19 protein-coding genes are annotated in these 19,393 nt (G+C 34.9%); 14 read left to right on the top strand and 5 right to left on the bottom strand.

Annotated elements, in window-relative coordinates; genetic code table 11:
* The first annotated feature begins 32 nt into the window (after positions 1-32).
* The 11 genes from GZH82_RS13585 (at position 33) to GZH82_RS13535 (ending at position 10,189) form a co-directional block, all read left to right on the top strand.
* On the top strand, positions 33-464 hold the full coding sequence (locus GZH82_RS13585) for a hypothetical protein (protein WP_162682921.1): 432 nt from the start codon (positions 33-35) through the stop codon (positions 462-464).
* Entirely contained in the window at positions 458-886 is a 429-nt protein-coding gene (locus GZH82_RS13580; RefSeq protein WP_162682920.1) for a hypothetical protein, read from the top strand. The genes GZH82_RS13585 and GZH82_RS13580 overlap by 7 nt, the downstream gene beginning before the upstream one ends.
* Positions 876-1,697, top strand: a complete 822-nt coding sequence (locus GZH82_RS13575; RefSeq protein WP_162682919.1) for a hypothetical protein — start codon at positions 876-878, stop codon at positions 1,695-1,697. The genes GZH82_RS13580 and GZH82_RS13575 overlap by 11 nt, the downstream gene beginning before the upstream one ends.
* Positions 1,698-2,030: 333 nt before the next feature.
* On the top strand, positions 2,031-2,912 hold the full coding sequence (locus GZH82_RS13570) for a hypothetical protein (protein ID WP_162682918.1): 882 nt from the start codon (positions 2,031-2,033) through the stop codon (positions 2,910-2,912).
* Positions 2,913-2,956: 44 nt separating this feature from the next.
* Positions 2,957-3,478, top strand: coding sequence for an MFS transporter (locus tag GZH82_RS13565; protein WP_203232824.1), 522 nt, complete (start codon positions 2,957-2,959; stop codon positions 3,476-3,478).
* 353 nt (positions 3,479-3,831) lie between these two features.
* A complete protein-coding gene (locus GZH82_RS13560; RefSeq protein ID WP_162682916.1) occupies positions 3,832-4,662 on the top strand; it encodes a helix-turn-helix domain-containing protein in 831 nt (276 codons plus the stop codon).
* A gap of 103 nt (positions 4,663-4,765) precedes the next feature.
* On the top strand, positions 4,766-6,091 hold the full coding sequence (locus tag GZH82_RS13555; RefSeq protein ID WP_162682915.1) for an ABC transporter substrate-binding protein: 1,326 nt from the start codon (positions 4,766-4,768) through the stop codon (positions 6,089-6,091).
* Positions 6,092-6,100: 9 nt separating this feature from the next.
* Positions 6,101-7,000 carry a carbohydrate ABC transporter permease gene (locus tag GZH82_RS13550; protein ID WP_162682914.1) on the top strand — a complete coding sequence of 300 codons (900 nt, stop codon included), beginning with the start codon at positions 6,101-6,103 and terminating at the stop codon, positions 6,998-7,000.
* 1 nt (position 7,001) lies between these two features.
* Positions 7,002-7,829, top strand: a complete 828-nt coding sequence (locus GZH82_RS13545; protein WP_162682913.1) for a carbohydrate ABC transporter permease — start codon at positions 7,002-7,004, stop codon at positions 7,827-7,829.
* A 13-nt stretch (positions 7,830-7,842) separates the two neighbouring features.
* A complete protein-coding gene (locus GZH82_RS13540; protein WP_457853057.1) occupies positions 7,843-8,970 on the top strand; it encodes a Gfo/Idh/MocA family protein in 1,128 nt (375 codons plus the stop codon).
* 118 nt (positions 8,971-9,088) lie between these two features.
* Positions 9,089-10,189 (top strand): ABC transporter ATP-binding protein, encoded by a 1,101-nt coding sequence (locus tag GZH82_RS13535; RefSeq protein WP_162682912.1) that lies wholly within the window; start codon positions 9,089-9,091, stop codon positions 10,187-10,189.
* A gap of 77 nt (positions 10,190-10,266) precedes the next feature.
* Here the strand turns inward: GZH82_RS13535 and GZH82_RS13530 are convergent, their stop codons facing one another.
* Positions 10,267-12,258 (bottom strand): catalase, encoded by a 1,992-nt coding sequence (locus tag GZH82_RS13530; protein WP_162682911.1) that lies wholly within the window; start codon positions 12,256-12,258, stop codon positions 10,267-10,269.
* Positions 12,259-12,526: 268 nt separating this feature from the next.
* Here GZH82_RS13530 and add point away from each other — a divergent pair, with 268 nt between their 5' ends.
* Positions 12,527-13,543 carry an adenosine deaminase gene (gene add / locus GZH82_RS13525; protein ID WP_162682910.1) on the top strand — a complete coding sequence of 339 codons (1,017 nt, stop codon included), beginning with the start codon at positions 12,527-12,529 and terminating at the stop codon, positions 13,541-13,543.
* A 142-nt stretch (positions 13,544-13,685) separates the two neighbouring features.
* Here add and gmpC read toward each other — a convergent pair whose 3' ends face one another.
* The 4 genes from gmpC to GZH82_RS13505 all read right to left on the bottom strand — a co-directional run bounded on the left by gmpC (position 13,686) and on the right by GZH82_RS13505 (position 16,900).
* Positions 13,686-14,525 carry a dipeptide ABC transporter glycylmethionine-binding lipoprotein gene (gene gmpC / locus GZH82_RS13520; protein WP_162682909.1) on the bottom strand — a complete coding sequence of 280 codons (840 nt, stop codon included), beginning with the start codon at positions 14,523-14,525 and terminating at the stop codon, positions 13,686-13,688.
* Positions 14,526-14,540: 15 nt separating this feature from the next.
* The gene (locus tag GZH82_RS13515; RefSeq protein WP_110160380.1) at positions 14,541-15,200 is read right to left on the bottom strand and encodes a methionine ABC transporter permease; all 660 of its coding nucleotides are present in this window, start codon (positions 15,198-15,200) and stop codon (positions 14,541-14,543) included.
* Positions 15,194-16,219 (bottom strand): methionine ABC transporter ATP-binding protein, encoded by a 1,026-nt coding sequence (locus GZH82_RS13510; RefSeq protein ID WP_162682908.1) that lies wholly within the window; start codon positions 16,217-16,219, stop codon positions 15,194-15,196. Before GZH82_RS13510 ends, GZH82_RS13515 begins: the two co-directional genes overlap by 7 nt.
* A gap of 303 nt (positions 16,220-16,522) precedes the next feature.
* Positions 16,523-16,900 (bottom strand): iron chaperone, encoded by a 378-nt coding sequence (locus GZH82_RS13505; RefSeq protein WP_162682907.1) that lies wholly within the window; start codon positions 16,898-16,900, stop codon positions 16,523-16,525.
* Positions 16,901-17,104: 204 nt separating this feature from the next.
* Here GZH82_RS13505 and bioB point away from each other — a divergent pair, with 204 nt between their 5' ends.
* Together bioB and GZH82_RS13495 are read left to right on the top strand one after the other, a co-directional pair.
* Complete coding sequence (gene bioB / locus GZH82_RS13500; RefSeq protein ID WP_162682906.1) at positions 17,105-18,094, top strand: biotin synthase BioB; 990 nt, start codon at positions 17,105-17,107, stop codon at positions 18,092-18,094.
* A 118-nt stretch (positions 18,095-18,212) separates the two neighbouring features.
* Positions 18,213-19,154 carry a DUF1002 domain-containing protein gene (locus GZH82_RS13495; protein ID WP_162682905.1) on the top strand — a complete coding sequence of 314 codons (942 nt, stop codon included), beginning with the start codon at positions 18,213-18,215 and terminating at the stop codon, positions 19,152-19,154.
* Positions 19,155-19,393 lie beyond the last annotated feature (239 nt).

Raw genomic sequence — 19,393 nt, 5'->3', positions numbered from 1 at the left:
ACACAATAAAGATCAGCAAAGGGGTGAATATCATGTTGAACATTGAAAGCATTAAAAATAAGTATAGCAATTGCAATAAGAAAGAACTTAGAAATAATTTTAATGAGTTAATAGAAATACAATGGATTGAAATGAAACGTATTTTTAATGAAACAGAAATTAGCCAATCGCTCAAATTTCGTTTTTTATACTTATATGATCAAATTAAAGAAATGGTTGTTGATAAGTATTTAAATATTGAGGTTTCTTTTTTTATTCTTTATAACAAAAGATTAGAAAGAAGATATAATGTTCACGAAATCGAGTATCAGAATTGTCTCGATATATTAAACTTATTTTCAGATATAGAAAACTATTTGAGAAACGTTAAAGAAGTTAACTTGAAACAGATACATCATCTTTCTAAAGGTGTGGAACTAATGAAAAAAACTAATAGTAAAAATAGAGAGGTTGTCTTATGTTGAGTTTTCGAGAGATAGAGCATAAATTTCAACTAGAAAGCTATAATCTAAACACCGTATCTTTAAGTAAGATTGATGAAAATACTACTAACTTTGAAAGCCCTTATAAAGTTTCTTCTGATCAAATAGAATTTAAGATTTATCCAATGGCTGACGATTTTGAAGATGAATCTATTCCTATACTCATTAGGTTTATTATAAAAAATGAAGATTTTAAATTAGAATTAGAATATAAAGCATTGTATTCTAGTAAATTAACGATTACTAGTGATTTTTCAATAGACTCCATCGAACCAGTTGTTTTTTTTACCATGTCTGAAAGTATTAAGAATTTATCTATCTCCATTATTAAAGATGTTGTTAATTGTAAAGTAGACTTTCCTACATTTGATAAAAGTAAACTCTCAAAAATAAATGACGAATAAAATTAAAATTCAAGCATCAACTAATAATAGGTATAAAGATAGAAGATTTAACAAGAATAATATTACTGTTCATAAATTTAAATTGTTCATGGAAAAAATTGACACATTTATTAATATTCTGCATCAGCTAATCTCTATTAATAAAAATTTATTTAGTAATGTCTATAATAGAGTCTGTATGCTGATTAACAACGACTTGATTAATTTTACTAGTAAACCTGAGTATATACGTAATGTAAAAGAACTGATAGAAGCTTCGTTTGTGAACTCATTAGAAAGTTATAATTCTAAATTTGAAAACCTCAAATTATATGAAGAGAAGGTTTTATATGAGGTTTATGTTACTTTAGAAAAATTGATTGATGATATGAAGTCGCTATATGACCAAAAGAATGACTGTATAGGTAAGCTTCGAGGAATTATGATGGAAGGTTTGTGCATATCGATATTTGGAACTGTTCATGATTTTAAAGATAATCGTTTTATTTGGGATTTTAACGCATACGAAGAGGAAACGTTAATCGTCAAAAATGGAAGACAGACATCAGATATTTATTTTGAAAATGTTGATTTTGGCTTAGTAAGTGAAGTGAAATGTAGACCTAGACAAATAGATGAAAGTCAAGTAGACTACGTAAATTATTTGTCAGAAAGAATCAGTATCACTGATAAATTTACACCTCGTAAAATAATTTTTCATGGAGGTACTTTGGATGATTATAATAGTCTCCAAATAGGGTTTAAAGAAAAATTAAAAGACTTTCAAATCTATTGTCAAAATAGTATAGATTCATTGATTAAAATTCTATAAATATAAATCTTATATATAGAAAGACTCTGGAAATTAATTTCTTGGTCTTTTTCTATTCGTTTTATACGCTATTCACATTAATGACAGTTCATTATATAATTAATGTAGCGATCTAGCCATAACTCTACTCGGGTTATGGTTATTTTTATAGAAATGATAATATTACATCTGTTCAATTGAATTTTTAAAGAAACATCATCATGAAAACAGCTAACACATTTGATTTTCACGCAATGAGAAGTATCATTTATTGAATTAGGGTTAAAATGCATTGTCAACAATGATAATATTGAGTTATAAAGTTTTAATTTTTACTCAATGTGTAGGACATTAATGAAGAAATGGTTAGTTTTAATGGGGGTTCTACTAACAATTGCAACCTCTTGTAGTCATGAAAGAAGCAGTCAGCAAAGCCAAGGTGAAACAAAGCAAGATAAAAAGGAAATGAAAAAAGAGGAACAGCAGAAAAGTGATAATGCTAAAAGTGATGCTAAGAAAAAAGAAGTGACACAACAAAAAACAGAAGATGTGAGCCAACTTTCCGATAAAATGAAGCTTGCACTCGCATTTTCTGCGGATGAAGCTGAACAGTATACATTATCAAAACAAGAAATCTTAACAGGTTTTTACGATCGAGTTATCCCAAATGAAAAGCAACCGAGACAATTAGTCAAACTTTATGTGTGGCCGACTCAACACTTCTCTGGTGTGCCTAAAGATATGAAAATTTATTCAGTTTATCCACCAAAATCAATTTTTGAGTCTTTGATTGGGATTAGCAACGATAAAATATTTTTAGGGGGGACCCAAATTTACACGTCTTATCAAGAGCTTCTTAAAAATGGTGTGGAACTTGATTTGAAAACATTATATGAAAAGAATAAAAAGTACAAATCGTTAAGGGAATTAGAAGATATCATAGAAATAGTAGATGAAAGTTTCGAACACGATGATGAAAAGATTAATAGTTTAACTCAACAAGAGGAACCAGGTATAATGGCACATTTGCGATCACAAGTTTATCAACGGATTGCTGACTTTGAAGGGCACGATTATGACAGTAGTCGCTATTTATTAGACAATGTGAGATTTAATAAATCAAATGAATGGTATGTCAATTTGAGAGATAAAGAAGGTGAAATTGTAGCGACTTATACACATACTAAGGATGAGCCAATTATTAAATTAGATGCACAAGGAAGAAGAATCAAATAGTGATGGATTAAAGGTTTTATTGAACAATATGTGGAGTGGGTGAAATGAAAGAAGTTCACAAGTTACTTTTTGGACGAGTGCTAACAAATATTGGAGATAGTATCATACTCATCTCATTAACGTGGTATGTTGTTGTTACTTATCATAACACGTTATACTTGGGCATCATTGGTGTCATCGTAGGGGTTATTGATGTATTCATGTTCTTTTTAGGGCCCATTTTAGATAGGTACAATATTAAAAAAATCTTATGTATCAGTACACTTGCACAAGTTTTTATAGTGGTGCTGATGTCTTTGTATTTTTTATTAGATCATCACCATTTGCTTATTTTGTACGTATTGTTAAGTATGTCTACACTATTTTCGTCTGTGATTTATCCTGCAGAGAGTGTGCTTATTCCCCAATTGTCTACTCATGAGCATCAAGTGATTATTAAGTATTTTGATACCATTTGGCGCGTTCACTGGTGGTATTTTACCTCATTTTTTTGGTACGATAAATATCAATTTTATTTTAGTAAGTGTGGCGAGTTTAGTGATTTCGCTTTTTTATGTAACGGATAAAGAAATCAAGAATATGAATGACTTAATGTTGATGGCAGAGGAGTAGATATAAATGAGACTAGAAACTCAGAAATGTTATCTAATAACTAACTTTTAATTATTAATGAAATATTGTTAATGATTTATAAATGACGAAGCGTAAGCTAATTTATCAAACCCCGTACATCTATTGAGGTGTATGGGGTTTTTAATATGCTATTTTTAAAGTTATCACATTAATTATGTTATTAAATTTTACTCAAGTTGAGTTCTAACGGAATTAACGTGCTACAATGATGTGTAAAAAAGATGCTATAGTGAACTAAAGAGGACAAGATGGATAGTTGTAATGTATTTTGATGGAGGGGAGAAACATGGAGAATTTGTATACACTTCAGTTTCTATATATCAATCGGTATAAGTTTCTACAAGGATGGAGTGACTATGATGAACGCGTCTTATTTTCACTTATTCGTTATATTATTAAAGGTTCAGGTGAATTTGTGATTAATGGTGAACGTTATTATGTACAGTCGGGTGATATTTTATGTATACCACAAAACGCGAAGTTAATAAGTAAAGCGAATGCATCAGGCATTGAGTTTGTAAGTATAAGGTTTCGAGCTGATATACATAAGTATGGAACGTTCCAAACATTGTTAATGGTAGATCTTCCGACACATATTCGTTTTAAGGAAGCACTTACTATTAGAGAGTGTCGAGATTTATTCTTGAAAATGAATATTTTATTTTCTCAAAATGATGTTGGACAGAAATATAAGCTACTTGGTGAACTGTACTATTTAATTGGTACGTTAAAATCGTATATAAAAAGTGAAGAAGCAATTCCCTATTTATATGAAAGCGCGCAACAAATTAATAATAAAGATCAAAGAATTATTCAAGCAATAGAATATATGAAAAACAATTTAAGTACACCTTATAAGATTTCAGCTATGGCTAAGATGGTTGATTTGAGTGAGTCACAATTTAGGCTCCTATTTAAAAATTTCACAGGTAAAACGCCACAAACTTATATTTATGAGTACAAAATGAATATAGCAGCAGAATTGTTATTGAAGTCAAATTTAAAAATAAATGAAATTGCACTTCAACTTGGTTATGAAGATGCAAATTATTTTACGAGACAATTTAAACAAGTATACGGTCTTTCACCAAGAGCATATAGGAATTATAGAAACTAGCTAATCATTGAATTATGCTAGTTTTCGTTGCTTTGTATGCTGTTTTTTCTAGATTCTCTTCTTTATACTCTTATGTAAGCGCTTACTTAACAGGAGGGAGTCAATGAAAACTAAAATTATTTATTTGTTACTAGCCTCTATACTTGTTTTAGCATCTTGTAGCCAAACACATGAAGCACAGACAACTGAAAAAGCATCGAATGAGCTTGAAGGAGAAATTACTTTTTGGCATTCATTTACACAAGGTCCAAGGAAAGAATATATACAGAAAAAAGCTGATGAATTTATGAAGAAACACCCTAAGGTACAAATCAACATTGAAACATTTGCGTGGCCAGAATTTCATACTAAATGGACAACTGGTGTACAAGCGGGTCAAGTCCCTGATATTTCAACAGCTTTACCCAATGATGTTTCGCTTATGGTTGATGCTGATGTTATTTCAAACGTTGATAACATCATCAATGATATTGGTAAAGAAAAATTTTATGAGGGACCATTGAAAGAAGGGGAAAAGAACGGGCATCATTATGCTTTACCGTTATATTCGCATGCCCAAGTCATGTGGTATAGAAAAGATTTGTTGGAAGAAGTTAACGAAAAAGTGCCACAAACATGGGAAGATTTTCAAAGAGTGACAGATAAGATTTCGAAAAAAGGAACATATGGTATTTCAGTACCTATGGGTGTTGGAGATATGATGGCAACAAGATTTTTGAATTTTTATGTACGGACGCATGGAGAAAAATTAATAAAAGATGGAAAAGCAGATTTAACAAATAAAGTTGCTATTGACGGAATAAATTATTGGGTAGATCGATATCGAAAAAGTTCTCCAAAAGGTTCGATTAATTTTAAAGTTCTAGATCAGGCGACCTTATTTTATCAAGGAAAAACAGCTTTTGATTTCAATAGTGGATTTCAAATTTTAGGAGTGGCAACTAATTCCAAAGATTTATTGAGTAAAATAAGCGCTGCGCCAATCCCGAGAGAGAAATCTTCTGATAAAGTAACAGGAATTGAAACTACCAATGTACCAATTGTCGTATGGAAGCAAAGTAAGCACAAAGATATTTCAAGAGCATTTTTGAAAGAATTATACAATAAAGATGATTATGTGAAGTTTTTACTTTCAGCACCTGGAGGCATGTTACCTGTTATGAAAGGTGTATCAGACAACGCGAAATTTCAATCTAATCCAATTGTTAAACAGTTTAACGCAGAAATTAGTATGATTGAAAAACAAATTTCCGAGGGATCAGCAATTGGAATGGAAGATGGTCCGAAAGTAGAAGCGAGTATCATTACTACTCAAAGTATCATTGAAGAAATGTTTCAAGAAATAATAACTACAAATATCAGTACGGAAGATGCTGCGAAAAAGGCAGAAGAAAAGTTAAATAGACAATTTAAAATTATAAAAGGGTAGGTGGGTAAAATGTATCAATTAAAAGCACAAATTAAAAAATTAGATAAAGTAGGATTGTTATTTATTTTGCCTTCTTTACTCATTGTGTTGTTGTTATTAATCTATCCCGTTATTTCTAGTTTATATTTCAGTTTCACCTCTAAAAATTTAATTAAGTCTAATTATGATTTAGTAGGTTTTCAAAATTTTATATTTGTTTTGAGCTCTAAAGAATTTTATGAAGCATTATGGATCTCAGTGAAGTGGACCGTATTATCAATTCTGGGACAAGTATTAGTTGGTTTTATTGCAGCATTAGCATTGAACAAACTGCCTCGTTTTTCTGGGTTGTTTAGAGTATTGCTTATTGTACCATGGGCATTTCCAACTATCGTGATTGGTTTTACATGGAAATGGTTATTAAATGACGTTTCGGGTGTAATACCAAATATGTTAACAATGTTAGGATTCACTAACACAAATATTGATTTTTTATCTAATAGTACGCTTGTATTTGGGACAGTCTTGTTCATCAATATTTGGTTTGGTGCACCATTGTTTATGGTGAACATCCTTTCGGCACTCAAAACAATCCCCAATGAACAATATGAAGCCGCAGCCATGGATGGTGCAAATGCATGGCAATCATTTACTCATATTACGATACGACATATTCGGAGCGTTATCGGATTATTAGTCGTGTTAAGAACGATTTGGGTTTTTAATAATTTCGAATTGTTATTTTTAATCACCGGTGGCGGTCCAAGTGGTAAAACGACTACTTTGCCTATTTATGCTTATAAGACAGGGTGGGGTTTGATGCAGTTAGGTACGGCATCATCTATAACGATTTTACTTTTATTATTTTTAATTTTTGTATGTTTTATATATTTTAAAATTTTAGACAAGTGGGAAAGCGAGGATAGATGATATGAAAAAACAGCATATAGTTTATCTAGCACTTTATATCGTTGTGGTTTTATTAACTGTTATTGCGATTTTTCCATTTCTTTGGATAATATTATCTTCGTTTAAATCAACGAACGAGTTAGCGAACCATCCACTATCATTGATATCTAAAGAATTTACAATTGAATATTATAAGCAAGTTTTGTTTGACTTAGGATTTATAAAAAATATAAGAAACAGTCTGATTATCTCACTTGTAGCGACATTGATTTCTATAGTTGTTTCAGCATTAGGAGCATACGGTATAGTAAGGTTTTTCCCTAGTTTTGGAAAACTGATGACACGATTTTTAATTACGACATATATGTTTCCGCCTATTTTGTTAGCTATTCCTTACACAATTGTCATTGTACAGTTAGGATTAATGAACACTTGGATAGGTCTTGTGATTACATATCTATCCTTTTCAATTCCCTATGCAGTGTGGATGCTCATCGGATTTTTTAGTACTGTACCAATTGAAATTGAAGAAGCTGCAAAGGTTGATGGTGCAAGTCGCCTAGTTATTTTTAGCAAAATTGTACTACCAATTGTTATGCCTGGTCTTGTAGCTACAGCAGTTTATACATTTATCAATACATGGAATGAATTTTTGTTCGCATTATTATTAATTAATACAACGAATAAAATGCCCATTTCAATTGCGTTGTATTCGCTAAATGGCTCAGAAATTTTAAATTGGGGACAAATGTTAGCAGCATCAGTAATTATTGTACTCCCATCAATCGTATTTTTTATGTTAATTCAGAAAAAAATTAGTTCTGGACTTTCAGAAGGTTCGGTTAAATAGAAAGGATAAAACAATGAAAATGAAGCAAATTAATTATGGTGTTATAGGTGCTGGATATTTTGGTAAAGAGTTAGGAAGAATTTTAGCGGACATAGAAGATGCCAAGGTCGTTTCTGTATATGATGTTGAAAAATCGAATAGTGAAAGACTAGCTAATGAAATTAATTCGAATGTTGACGAAACATTAGAAGATATTTGTAAAAGGCCAGATATTGATGCTGTTATTATAGCATCCCCCAACGCATTTCATAAAGAAGCGGCGATGTTAGCGGCAAGTTATAAAAAGCATATCTTTTGTGAAAAGCCCATAGCTCTTAATTATAAAGATTGCTTTGAAATGATTCAAGAAGCTAAGAAAAATGGTGTCTTCTTTATGGCAGGACATGTAATGAATTTTATGGATGGTGTTAGAAAAGCAAAAGAGTTCATCAATAACGGTGATATAGGAGAAGTTTTGTTCTGTCATTCGGAAAGGAATGGTTGGGAAGAGGTACAAAGCGAAGTAAGCTGGAAAAAGAAAAAAGATTTATCTGGAGGGCATTTGTATCATCATATACATGAATTAGATTTTATTCAGTTTATCATGGGACCTGCCGTACAGGCGACGATGGTAGGAGGAAATCTCGCACATAAAGGTGAACAATTCGGTGACGAAGACGATATGATATTGATTACATTAGAATTCGAAAACAATAAATTTGCTACATTACAATATGGCTCTGCGTTTAGATGGTCGGATCATTTTGTGAAAATCCAAGGTACAAAAGGTGCTATATTAATAGATCTTCAAGATGTAAAAGTAGTATTGAGAACAAATAGTGGAGATCGGCAATTTTTACTACATCGCAGTAAGGAAGAAGATATCGATCGAACAAATATTTACAAAGGTAGTAAAGAAGATGGTGCAATTATGTATGGTAATCCTGACAAAAAGCCACCTTTATGGTTACAAGGTATTATGCAAAAAGAGATGCATTACTTACATGATTTATTAAAAGGTGCGGAAATTTCGAAAGAGTTTGAACCGCTTGTTGATGGTACAGCTGCAATGTCGTCTATTGCTACTGCAGATGCTTTGAGTTTGTCTAAAAATGAAAATAGAAAAGTTAAAGTTCAGGAAATCATAAAAAGTATTCGATGATATCAAATTTGAAATGTTAAGTTTAATTTTATAGACAGTTTGTATATCAACCATCTGCTGTGAAAAAAGTCATTACTTTTAGAATTAAGTTAAAAAGTAATAGGGGGATGTGGAACAAATGCCGGAAATAAAATTAGAAAATGTAAGAAAAACTTATGATGGTCGCCTAACAGTTGTAAAAGATTTTAATATTGAAATTAAAGACAAGGAATTCATTGTTTTTGTTGGTCCATCAGGTTGTGGTAAATCTACAACGCTCAGAATGATTGCTGGGTTAGAAAGTATTTCAGAAGGTGAATTTACTGTAGATGGTCAACGTATGAATGAGGTTGAAGCAAAAAACCGAGATATCGCTATGGTATTTCAAAATTATGCCTTATACCCACATATGACAGTGTATGATAATATCGCGTTTGGATTAAAGTTGAGAAAAGTAAATAAAGAAGAAATTGATAAGCGTGTTAAAGAAGCTGCAAGTATTTTAGGTTTAACAGATTTTTTAAATAGAAAACCTAAAGCACTATCAGGGGGACAAAGGCAAAGAGTAGCATTAGGCAGAGCAATCGTTCGGGATGCAAAAATATTTTTGATGGATGAGCCTTTATCTAATTTAGATGCTAAGTTACGCGTTCAAATGAGGGCAGAAATTATGAAATTACATCATCGTTTGAATACGACAACAATTTATGTGACACATGATCAAACAGAGGCATTGACAATGGCATCAAGACTTGTGGTTCTTAATCAAGGAGACATAATGCAAATTGGTACGCCACGGGAGGTTTATAATTCTCCGAGCAATTTGTTTGTGGCGCAATTTATTGGCTCACCTGCTATGACAATTTTAGATGCAACATTGACGGAAGAGGGTGTGAAAATTGGACAACGTATTTTCCGATTTAAGGGAAACCAGGTCCAAAAATTAAAAGACTTAGGATATCTTAACAAGAAAGTTAAATTTGGTATTCGGCCAGAAGATATCAGAGATGAACCCATTTTTGTAAAAGCAAATGAAGAAAATAAATTCACAGCTCAAATAGAAGTCGCTGAATTACTTGGCTCTGATATCATGGTTCATTTTCAAATGCATCATCAAAATGTTATTGCTCAAGTTGATGCTAGAAGTAATTTGAGTATAGGTGATCAAGTTGAACTGGCGTTTGATATGAATAAATGCCATATATTCGATATCGAAAGTGGTAAAAATATATTGCGTTAATTCTCTTTAAATAAACGCGCAAAGCAAAACCCCGTCCCTTATCAATTGTAGGGCACGGGGTTGATTTCTTTATTACTTTAACGGTCCCAATATCTGACTCTATCAAACGCTTTTACAATAGTATCGGGTTCATCTGATGTGAAGACACCAGGTGCATTGAGGTTGATTTTTGAGTGACCTAATTGATCCGCGGCTTTGTCATTCACCACTAATGGCTTTTTATGTTTATACGTCATTTCCGCAAATTCTTCTGCTTCTGGCAATAGGTCTGAGCCGTCTGATAATACAATCACACTGTCGAATAGCGTAGGATGTGCGGTATCATAAGTTTCAGTGATACCGAAGTCTTCATCAATCGCACGAGGTTGTTGACCGACGAACGCATAATTCAGCTTGTTGTCTGCAAATACTTTCGCATAAGATTTTAGTGTCTCTTCGCTGATGTCACCACTAACTAATACAGCTACGGAATGTCCTGGTAATGGAATGTCGAATTTTTCCATTGTGAGCTGACTGTCTTTCGCTGTAGATTGCACTTCTTCATTTTCTTCAGGGACATCTACGCCGACATTTGCCGCAACCGTTTCCGCTAATTGGCGATCTACTTTATTCAATTGGTTAACGGCGTTTTGTTTGACCATCACAGAGTTACACATACCAATTTCAAATGAGAAGCCTGCTACCATATGTTCGTATTCAGCGGGTGTTAAGCTGTTTAAATACAACTTCGCTTGGCTATAATAATCTTCAAAACTTGCGCTACGTTTTCTAATTTTATGACCTTCCACTTTTTCTTGATAATGTTCAAAACCACCTTCTTCTCTTGGTGTCGTATGAGGGTCATTATTGTTTAACGCATTTTTATGGTAAGCCGTTTGTCCTTTGTGCACATTCATTTGGTGCATGGCGTCACGTTGGTTGTTGTGGACTTCATTGACAGGTTGGTTGATTGGGATTTGGTTAAAGTTCGGTCCACCGAGTCTTGAAATTTGCGTATCTGTATATGAAAATAAGCGACCTTGTAATAAAGGGTCATTTGAGAAATCAATACCAGGCACGATATGACCAGGGTGGAATGCGGCTTGTTCTGTCTCATCGAATACGTTTGAAACATTGCGATTGAGCGTCATTTTACCTACAATTTCGACTGGTACTTGATCTTCTGGCCAAATTTTTGTAGGGTCTAAAATATCAAAATCAAAGTCGAATTCTTGTTCTGGACGAATGATTTGAAGACCGAGCTCCCATGCAGGATAGTCGCCTTTTTCGATAGATTCATACAAGTCTTTACGGTGGAAGTCGATATCTTTACCGGATAAAATTTGTGCTTCATCCCAAACCAATGACTCTAAACCGTGCAGTGGCTTCCAATGAAACTTCACAAAATAAGATTGACCTTCACGGTTAACGAGACGGAATGTGTGCACGCCGAATCCTTCCACTTGTCTAAAGTTTTTCGGAATGCCACGATCACTCATCGCCCAAAATGTCGTATGTGTCGATTCAGGGTTTTGCGCAAAGAAGTCCCAAAAAGTATCGTGAGCACTTCCGCCTTGTGGCATTTCGTTATGTGGCTCAGGTTTAACGGCATGAATTAAATCAGGAAACTTAATCGCATCTTGAATAAAGAATACTGGAATGTCATTACCTACGAGGTCGAAAATACCTTCATCTGTATAGAATTTAGTCGCAAAACCGCGTACATCTCTCACTGTATCTGGTGAACCTTTAGAACCTTGTACAGTAGAGAATCTCACAAATACAGGTGTTGTTTTTTCTGGATGAGTCAAAAAGTCTGCAGAAGTGTACTCTGATAAATCTTTGTAAACTTGGAATTCACCATGAGCACCAAAGCCACGCGCGTGAACAATTCTTTCGGGGATACGTTCATGGTCAAAGTGCATGATTTTTTCTCTAAAATGGAAATCTTCTAGTAAGCTCGGACCACGTTCGCCGACAGTTAAGGTGTTTTCATCTTCACTCACTTTGACACCATTATTCGTCGTCATTGCTTTACCGTCATTGTTTTTTTCGTCTTTTTTCAATTGTTCTAGCTTTTTATTTTCCATTTCCAACTCTCCTTACGCGATATAATGATTAACAATATACATATACCTTTTTAGAAAGTAGAGAAACATTTTGTGCCAATATATAATTAATATACTCATTCAATTCTAAATATGATAATAGCGTTGTAACATGGGGCAAAGGACAATAAACTGCATGCATTGATGTTGAAAGACAATTAATAAGGTTTTCTGTTAAAAAATTAAGGATTGACAATTAATATAATCTCGGTACAATTAGAAATTAAAAAGATAGAGAAAAGAGGTTATTATGAAAGCGGAATTAAGGGAGATACCTAAACTCGAATTACATTGTCATTTAGACGGGTCAGTCAGTTTAAAGTATCTTGAACATCAAAGTCAGCAACAAGGTGTGCCGATTCAAATGGACAAAGTAACAGTGGATCAACATTGCCAGAGTTTAGCGGAATATTTACAGTCATTTGACGAAATTTTAAAGGTGATGCAGACGCGTACAAGTTTGATCGATGCTGTCGTTGATGTGGCAGAACAAGCAACACAAGATGGCGTGAAATATATTGAAATTCGCTTTGCACCAGCATTTCACCAAGCACAAGGTCTGCAAATTCCGGAAATATTAACAGCAGTATGTGAAGGTGCGGCTTTGGCTGAACAAACTTTCAACATTAAAGTGAGAATGTTAGTATGCGGGATGAAACATCATTCGGATGAAATGAACCGTACGATATTCGACAATCTCCGCGATGATGAAACATTAGAAGACTATATTGTAGGCGTGGATTTAGCTGGTGATGAAGCGGCGTCCCCAACAACAGAACATGAAGCACTGATTCAATATGCGCAACAACAAGGTTTGAACATTACGTTACATGCTGGCGAATGTGGCTGTGCAAAAAATGTGTATGATGCTGTTCGATTCGGTGCACAACGTATCGGCCATGGGGTGGCAGCCTTTAAAGATGACGACGTGATCGCAGCTGTGAAAGCCCAAGACGTATTACTCGAATTTTGCCCGCAAAGTAACCTACAAACAAAAGCTATCGAAGCGTTAGACAGTTTAGACTTACAACGTTTATTAAAAGAGAACATCGCATTTTTAATCAATACGGATAATCGTACCGTGACACAAACGAATTTATTAGATGAATATACATTGTTGTTAGAACATAAACTGCTTAATTGGGAAGATATTGCGCGCATAAATTTAAAAGCGGTTGATTATACTTTTGCGCATGCAGCCACTAAACAATGGTTAAAACAACAATTTGAAGTAGAGGCGCACAAGAAGACGGCTGGTGAATTTTAGGGATAGAGCAAAGAGAATTTACAATTGGTTCTGAATACTGAAAACTACACAGTGTGTTTTAATGAGCACAACGCAATATAGAATACTCAAATACAACCGAGTCCGAGACAAAAGTATCTCAGACTCGGTTGTTTATCATGAGTTATTTCAAGCTATCTTCAATGGCTTTAATTTCATCTTGTTTTAAATCGATAATTAACTCACCATCTTTTGTATCTTCTTTCAATGCTGCTTTTGCTTCTTCAGAGTGGTACAATTCTGCGATACGTTTGTACACTTTATTGTCTTTGTCTTTCGAGTTGACCGCGATGACGTTGATATAAGGTTTAACAGCATCAGAGTCAGAAGCTTCTAAATAAATCGGATCTTTTTTAGCGTCTAAGCCCGCTTTTGTTGCGACACCATTGTTAATCACTGAAATGTCGACATCAGACAATGCTCTCGCTGTTTGTTGGGCATCGACGGCTTTAATATCTAAGTTTTTAGGGTTGCTTTTAATATCTTTAATAGAACTTGATAAACCGAAATCTTTGTTTAATTCGAGGAGCCCTGCTTTTTCAAGTAATTTCAATGCCCGTGCTTGGTTGGACACATCGTTTGGAATGACCACTTTTGCGCCATCTTTCACGTCTTTAATGTCTTTGATTTTTTCTGAATAAATGCCTAAAGGTGCCAGCACAGTCGTACGAATCGGTGTAATTTCAGTTCCTTTGTTTGCTTTTTTAAACGCTTCTAAAAATGCGAAATGTTGGAAAGCGTTCATATCGATATCGCCATCATTGAGTGCTGTGTTAGGAACATTATAATCCGAAAATTGTTTGATTTCTAAGTCAATATCTTCTTTTTTAGCGAGTTCTTTTACTTTCTCCCATGCTTTTGTGTCATTTGAAGCGACGCCGAGTGTGACTTTTTCAGATTTGTTATTGCCGCAAGCGCTTAAAACGAATACAGCTAATACTAAAAAGGTAATCAGTTTTTTCATAAATATATCCTCCAGTTAATGTCGTCGTACTTTTTTAGCGAGTGCATTTCCAATAGATTGAATACATTGCACGATAATCACTAAAACGACAACAGTAATAATAATCACAAGTGTGTCAAAACGTTGGTAACCGTATACAAGCGCCATATCTCCAATACCGCCACCACCGACAGCACCAGCCATTGCTGTTGCACCGATGAGCCCGATAATCGCCGTAGTGAGCGATAAAATGAGTGAACCGAGTGCTTCAGGTAATAGGAAATAACGGATAATCTGTATCGGTGTTGCACCCATCGCATGCGCAGCTTCTATAATGCCTTCGTCTACCTCTAAAAGTGAATTTTCAACAAGTCTAGCAATATAGGGGGCTACATAAACAGTGAGGGGCACAATCGCTGCAGTCGTCCCTATGGATGTCCCTACAATCAATTTAGTAAATGGGATGATTGCGATAAGTAATATAATGAATGGCACAGACCGCAAAATGTTAATCACTGGGTTTAAAATGTGATGAATCCAAGCATTTGGCCATATTCCATTTTGTCGGGTCGCCACTAATACAATACCAAGTGGGACGCCGATTAAAGCACCAAAAATGAGTGAAATTGTCACCATGTATAACGTTTGATACAGTGCTTCTAGTAATTGTGTGCTATCAATAGATGAACCTAGCATGTCGGCACCCCTTTCTCAAATTGGATTTGATGATGTTCGAAATAAGACGTGACCTGTTGTTGCTGAGTTGCGTCTCCCTTAATGAGTAACCATAAATAGCCAACCGTCTCCTCTTGAATGTCAGCCATCGTCGCATGTACGATATTCACATTCACGGCCGCTTTTTGAATCAAATCATTCATTAATGTTTGTGTAATTTGAGTCGATTCGATAAACAGTCGATAAAGTTGGTGTTGTTCATCAATTTGAAGGTTGTCCATCACTTTTTGAGAAGGTGAGGTATTAATGACAGTGGATACGAAACGTTGAGCAGTCGCAGTTTTAGGATGACTGAACACTTGTTTCACCGTATCGAGCTCAATGACGACACCATTTTCCATAATGGCGACGCGGTTACATATACTTTGAATGACACTCATTTCATGTGTAATGACGATAATCGTGACGCCAAAAGTTTCGTTCGTCTTCTTTAATAATTGAAGAATCGAATCCGTCGTCGCTGGATCGAGTGCACTGGTTGCTTCGTCACAGAGTAAAATTTTAGGACGTGTCACGAGCGCACGTGCAATTGCGACACGCTGTTTTTGACCGCCAGACAGTTCATTAGGAAAGTTGTTCGCTTTGCCAGATAAGCCTACAAAGTGAAGCATTTCTTCTACGCGAGACTTAATTTCATCCATGGGTACTTTACGTAATTTGAGAGGCATGGCGACATTTTTAAAGACAGTTTTAGAATCCAATAGGTTGAATTGTTGAAAAATCATCCCGATATCTTTTTTGACGGCTCTTAACTGTGCAGGGGCATATGTATTTAAATGATGACCATCGACATAAACGTCACCAGAAGTTTGTTGTTCTAATTGATTAATCAGACGAACGAGTGTACTTTTCCCTGCACCACTATAGCCAATGACACCAAAAACATCACCCGCTTGAATGGAGAAAGAGATGTCTTTAAGGGCATGAACAGAATGATGCCCTTTCTTAAATATTTTATTCACATTTTTAAACTCAATCATACAGGCCTCCCGGAATTCCGACTTCACAACTAAGCGATATGTTATGTATTGTAGAAGAACTTTATATTCAAGTCAACACAATTTTGGGCATTTTCAGAAAAATTACAATCATTTATTATTGGAGGTGCATTGCAGAATGTGTATATAGAAAATGGATGTTTCTTTTTGAAATTTTAGAGAGAAATGGAAATGGTGGGGTGTGGGTGAGAATAACAAAATTAAAGCGTATGATGACATAGCGAAGGCGCTGTCTGACTTCTCAATACGGATAGGCTTGAGAAGTCGAGTCAGCTTTATGGTAAGCTACTGTCTCCAGAAGAAACGAGAGTCCTTTTTATCATGAATATTAAAATCAATGATGTCATATAACAACGTATAATTGACTTCGTCTGTCCACTTGATCTTCATAAACATTTTAGTCATTTGATAACCCGATTTTTCAATCTCTTTCGCAAAGGTATCTAATGTATATTTCTCTGGTGCGACGGCAAAGTGGGGTTTCGCTTTGCTGAATCCTAAAATAAAAGTGCCATTTTCTTTGTACAATAACATCGGTTGATTCCATTTGATTTCCAAAGCAAGTTCAGGGTAGTGATCGAGTATGGTTTGTATCACTGTTGCTAATTTATTACGATGTTCTGATTTGTCGATAGTTTCCAAAAATTCATCTAATGTATCCATTATGTTGCCTCCATATCTGTTTTTAGACTGCGGTCTGTCTTAATTTGATGATACTGACTTTATTATAAGCGATATTTTAAATTAATGTGACAACTTCAATATACCCCACTTTGAGTTAAAATGAACCTCTATATGAATTGTAAACTTTGTTATAAAAATAGTTACAATTATGATATACTGACTTTTATATGAGGAGGAATGACTATGAAAATAGCGAAACAAATATTAGAAGGCCGTGCATTGACTCCAGATGAAGCATTAGATTTGTTGGTAAATCCATCCTATGACACGATGGATCTCGTTCATGAAGCGTACCAACTTCGCAAACATTATTATGGACATAAAGTGAAGTTGAATATGATTTTAAATGCGAAAAGTGGGATTTGTCCTGAAGATTGTGGCTATTGTGGTCAATCACGTGAAATGAAGCAAAAGCAACGTTACGCTTTAATATCAGAGGATGAAATTACAGAAGGTGCACGCGTTGCAGCTGAAAATGAAATTGGAACGTACTGTATTGTGATGAGTGGTCGAGGTCCGAGTGATAAGGAAATTAATCATATTACGTCCTCTGTTGAACGTATCAAAGCGGCACATCCACAGTTGAAAGTATGTGCATGTCTAGGTTTAACGAATGAGAAGCAAGCAGAGAAGTTAAAAGCAGCAGGGGTCGACCGCTATAATCACAATTTGAATACGAGTGCAAACTATCATCATGAAGTGGTCTCAACACATACATATGAAGATCGTGTCAACACCATTGAGATCATGAAGCAAAACAACATTTCACCATGTTCGGGTGTCATTTGTGGCATGGGTGAGTCTAACCAAGACATCGTGGATATGGCTTTTGCATTGAAAGAAATCGATGCGGACAGTATTCCAGTCAACTTTTTACATCCGATTAAAGGAACGAAATTTGGCGAAATGGATCAACTGACACCGACTCGCTGTTTACGCATTTTGGCGCTTTTTCGCTTGATCAATCCGACAAAAGAAATTCGTATTGCAGGGGGAAGAGAAGTTAATTTACGTTCACTACAAGCTACAGCGTTAATGGTCGCGAATTCAATTTTTGTAGGCGATTATTTAATTACAGGTGGGCAACCGAATCAATTAGACTATGACATGATTGAAGATATGGGATACGACATTGATTATGGCACATCTCATGAATCGGAAGTGTTAGTTTAATCACATCTTTCTTAGCGCTCATGATACTTTTTACGCTTAGGTCCCAAGAATGATAGTATTGTAGAACATTCATGGTAAAATAGAGAAAATAGCGTAGCACTAGGAGGAAGTGACGGAAATGTATAAAAAGCTATTAATCAGTGGCGTGGTCACATCGATGTTAATGGTAGGCGTTGCTCAAGCCGCGAATGAATTTAAGCCAAAAGAAGAAATATTTATCCAAGGCGCCGATTTGAATCATAACCAACTTGAAGAGACGAAAGAAAAGTTGGGGGTCGGTAACAATGTGACGACGTATAAAGTGACAAATACTGATGTCATTGAATATACAGGGACAGAATACGACTTTATCCATTCTAGTGCTTTGATTAAACCGAAACGCTTTACGAGTGGTGTCGACGTAGAAATTGAAACCCCTGAAAATATTACACGTATTACACGAGAACAGTATATGAACGCAGCGATTACATCAGGTATTCAAGATGCGACGATTAAAATTGCTTCTGTCGATCAGGTGACCGGTGAAGGTGCATTGACAGGTATTTATAAAGCTTATGCCACACAAGGTCATCGTTTAAATACGCAAGATATTCAAAATGCGAACCAAGAAATGAATCATTTAGCGCAAATTAGTGAAAATCATCAAAATAAAGAGGGCTATTCTGATGAAGCGTTGAATGAAGCAGTTGCAGAAATGAAAGCCCAAATCGCTGAAGCAAAAGCGTCGGATCAACAACTGAACAGTACAACGATCAACCAAATCGTCAACCAAACATTAAATGAGCGCGGACTGTATCAGATTTTAAGTGATAACGAAATTGCAGTCATTCAAAATATCATGATGAACGTCGCGCAATCCAATGTTGTCAACCAGGATCCGGATGCGTTTAAAAAGCAGGCGACTAAATTAAAAGAGATGATTCAAAGCCAAGCCGGTGATAAGTTGAAGAAGTTGAAGAATTTAGATAATGAGGAGACGCGTAATTTCTTGCAAAAATTGTGGGATGCTATTGTCAGCCTTTTTACTAAAATTTGGAACTGGTTGATTTCGTTTTTGTAGGATTGCAGTATAGGTGTTTCTGAGCATTTCAGCGCGCATTATAATAGGGTGAGAATTCAAATTGCAGAATCATGCTTTAATATTTAATGTATTTGTCCTTTATTGATTGCACTCAAAGGGCGTGTGTTTTTAGGTTTGTCTCGATGGATGTAAAAGCCGTGCTATCACTACATTGCTAAAACAGAAAATCGGACTGATGAAAATCCCCTTCTTTTCATCAGTCCGATTGTTTTAATTCT

It is taken from the genome of Staphylococcus sp. MI 10-1553, from assembly GCF_010365305.1.
Classification (GTDB): domain Bacteria; phylum Bacillota; class Bacilli; order Staphylococcales; family Staphylococcaceae; genus Staphylococcus.
Note: the sequence above shows the minus strand (reverse complement) of the source record. Positions and strands in the feature narration are given on the sequence as shown.

What these genes read in the sequence shown, in the direction of transcription:
- GZH82_RS13585 (WP_162682921.1), top strand. Translation starts at nt 33, where the DNA reads ATGTTGAACATTGAAAGCATTAAAAATAAGTATAGCAATTGCAATAAG.
- GZH82_RS13580 (WP_162682920.1), top strand. Translation starts at nt 458, where the DNA reads ATGTTGAGTTTTCGAGAGATAGAGCATAAATTTCAACTAGAAAGCTAT.
- GZH82_RS13575 (WP_162682919.1), top strand. Translation starts at nt 876, where the DNA reads ATGACGAATAAAATTAAAATTCAAGCATCAACTAATAATAGGTATAAA.
- GZH82_RS13570 (WP_162682918.1), top strand. Translation starts at nt 2,031, where the DNA reads ATGAAGAAATGGTTAGTTTTAATGGGGGTTCTACTAACAATTGCAACC.
- GZH82_RS13565 (WP_203232824.1), top strand. Translation starts at nt 2,957, where the DNA reads ATGAAAGAAGTTCACAAGTTACTTTTTGGACGAGTGCTAACAAATATT.
- GZH82_RS13560 (WP_162682916.1), top strand. Translation starts at nt 3,832, where the DNA reads ATGGAGAATTTGTATACACTTCAGTTTCTATATATCAATCGGTATAAG.
- GZH82_RS13555 (WP_162682915.1), top strand. Translation starts at nt 4,766, where the DNA reads ATGAAAACTAAAATTATTTATTTGTTACTAGCCTCTATACTTGTTTTA.
- GZH82_RS13550 (WP_162682914.1), top strand. Translation starts at nt 6,101, where the DNA reads ATGTATCAATTAAAAGCACAAATTAAAAAATTAGATAAAGTAGGATTG.
- GZH82_RS13545 (WP_162682913.1), top strand. Translation starts at nt 7,002, where the DNA reads ATGAAAAAACAGCATATAGTTTATCTAGCACTTTATATCGTTGTGGTT.
- GZH82_RS13540 (WP_457853057.1), top strand. Translation starts at nt 7,843, where the DNA reads ATGAAAATGAAGCAAATTAATTATGGTGTTATAGGTGCTGGATATTTT.
- GZH82_RS13535 (WP_162682912.1), top strand. Translation starts at nt 9,089, where the DNA reads ATGCCGGAAATAAAATTAGAAAATGTAAGAAAAACTTATGATGGTCGC.
- GZH82_RS13530 (WP_162682911.1), bottom strand. Translation starts at nt 12,258, where the DNA reads ATGGAAAATAAAAAGCTAGAACAATTGAAAAAAGACGAAAAAAACAAT.
- add (WP_162682910.1), top strand. Translation starts at nt 12,527, where the DNA reads ATGAAAGCGGAATTAAGGGAGATACCTAAACTCGAATTACATTGTCAT.
- gmpC (WP_162682909.1), bottom strand. Translation starts at nt 14,525, where the DNA reads ATGAAAAAACTGATTACCTTTTTAGTATTAGCTGTATTCGTTTTAAGC.
- GZH82_RS13515 (WP_110160380.1), bottom strand. Translation starts at nt 15,200, where the DNA reads ATGCTAGGTTCATCTATTGATAGCACACAATTACTAGAAGCACTGTAT.
- GZH82_RS13510 (WP_162682908.1), bottom strand. Translation starts at nt 16,219, where the DNA reads ATGATTGAGTTTAAAAATGTGAATAAAATATTTAAGAAAGGGCATCAT.
- GZH82_RS13505 (WP_162682907.1), bottom strand. Translation starts at nt 16,900, where the DNA reads ATGGATACATTAGATGAATTTTTGGAAACTATCGACAAATCAGAACAT.
- bioB (WP_162682906.1), top strand. Translation starts at nt 17,105, where the DNA reads ATGAAAATAGCGAAACAAATATTAGAAGGCCGTGCATTGACTCCAGAT.
- GZH82_RS13495 (WP_162682905.1), top strand. Translation starts at nt 18,213, where the DNA reads ATGTATAAAAAGCTATTAATCAGTGGCGTGGTCACATCGATGTTAATG.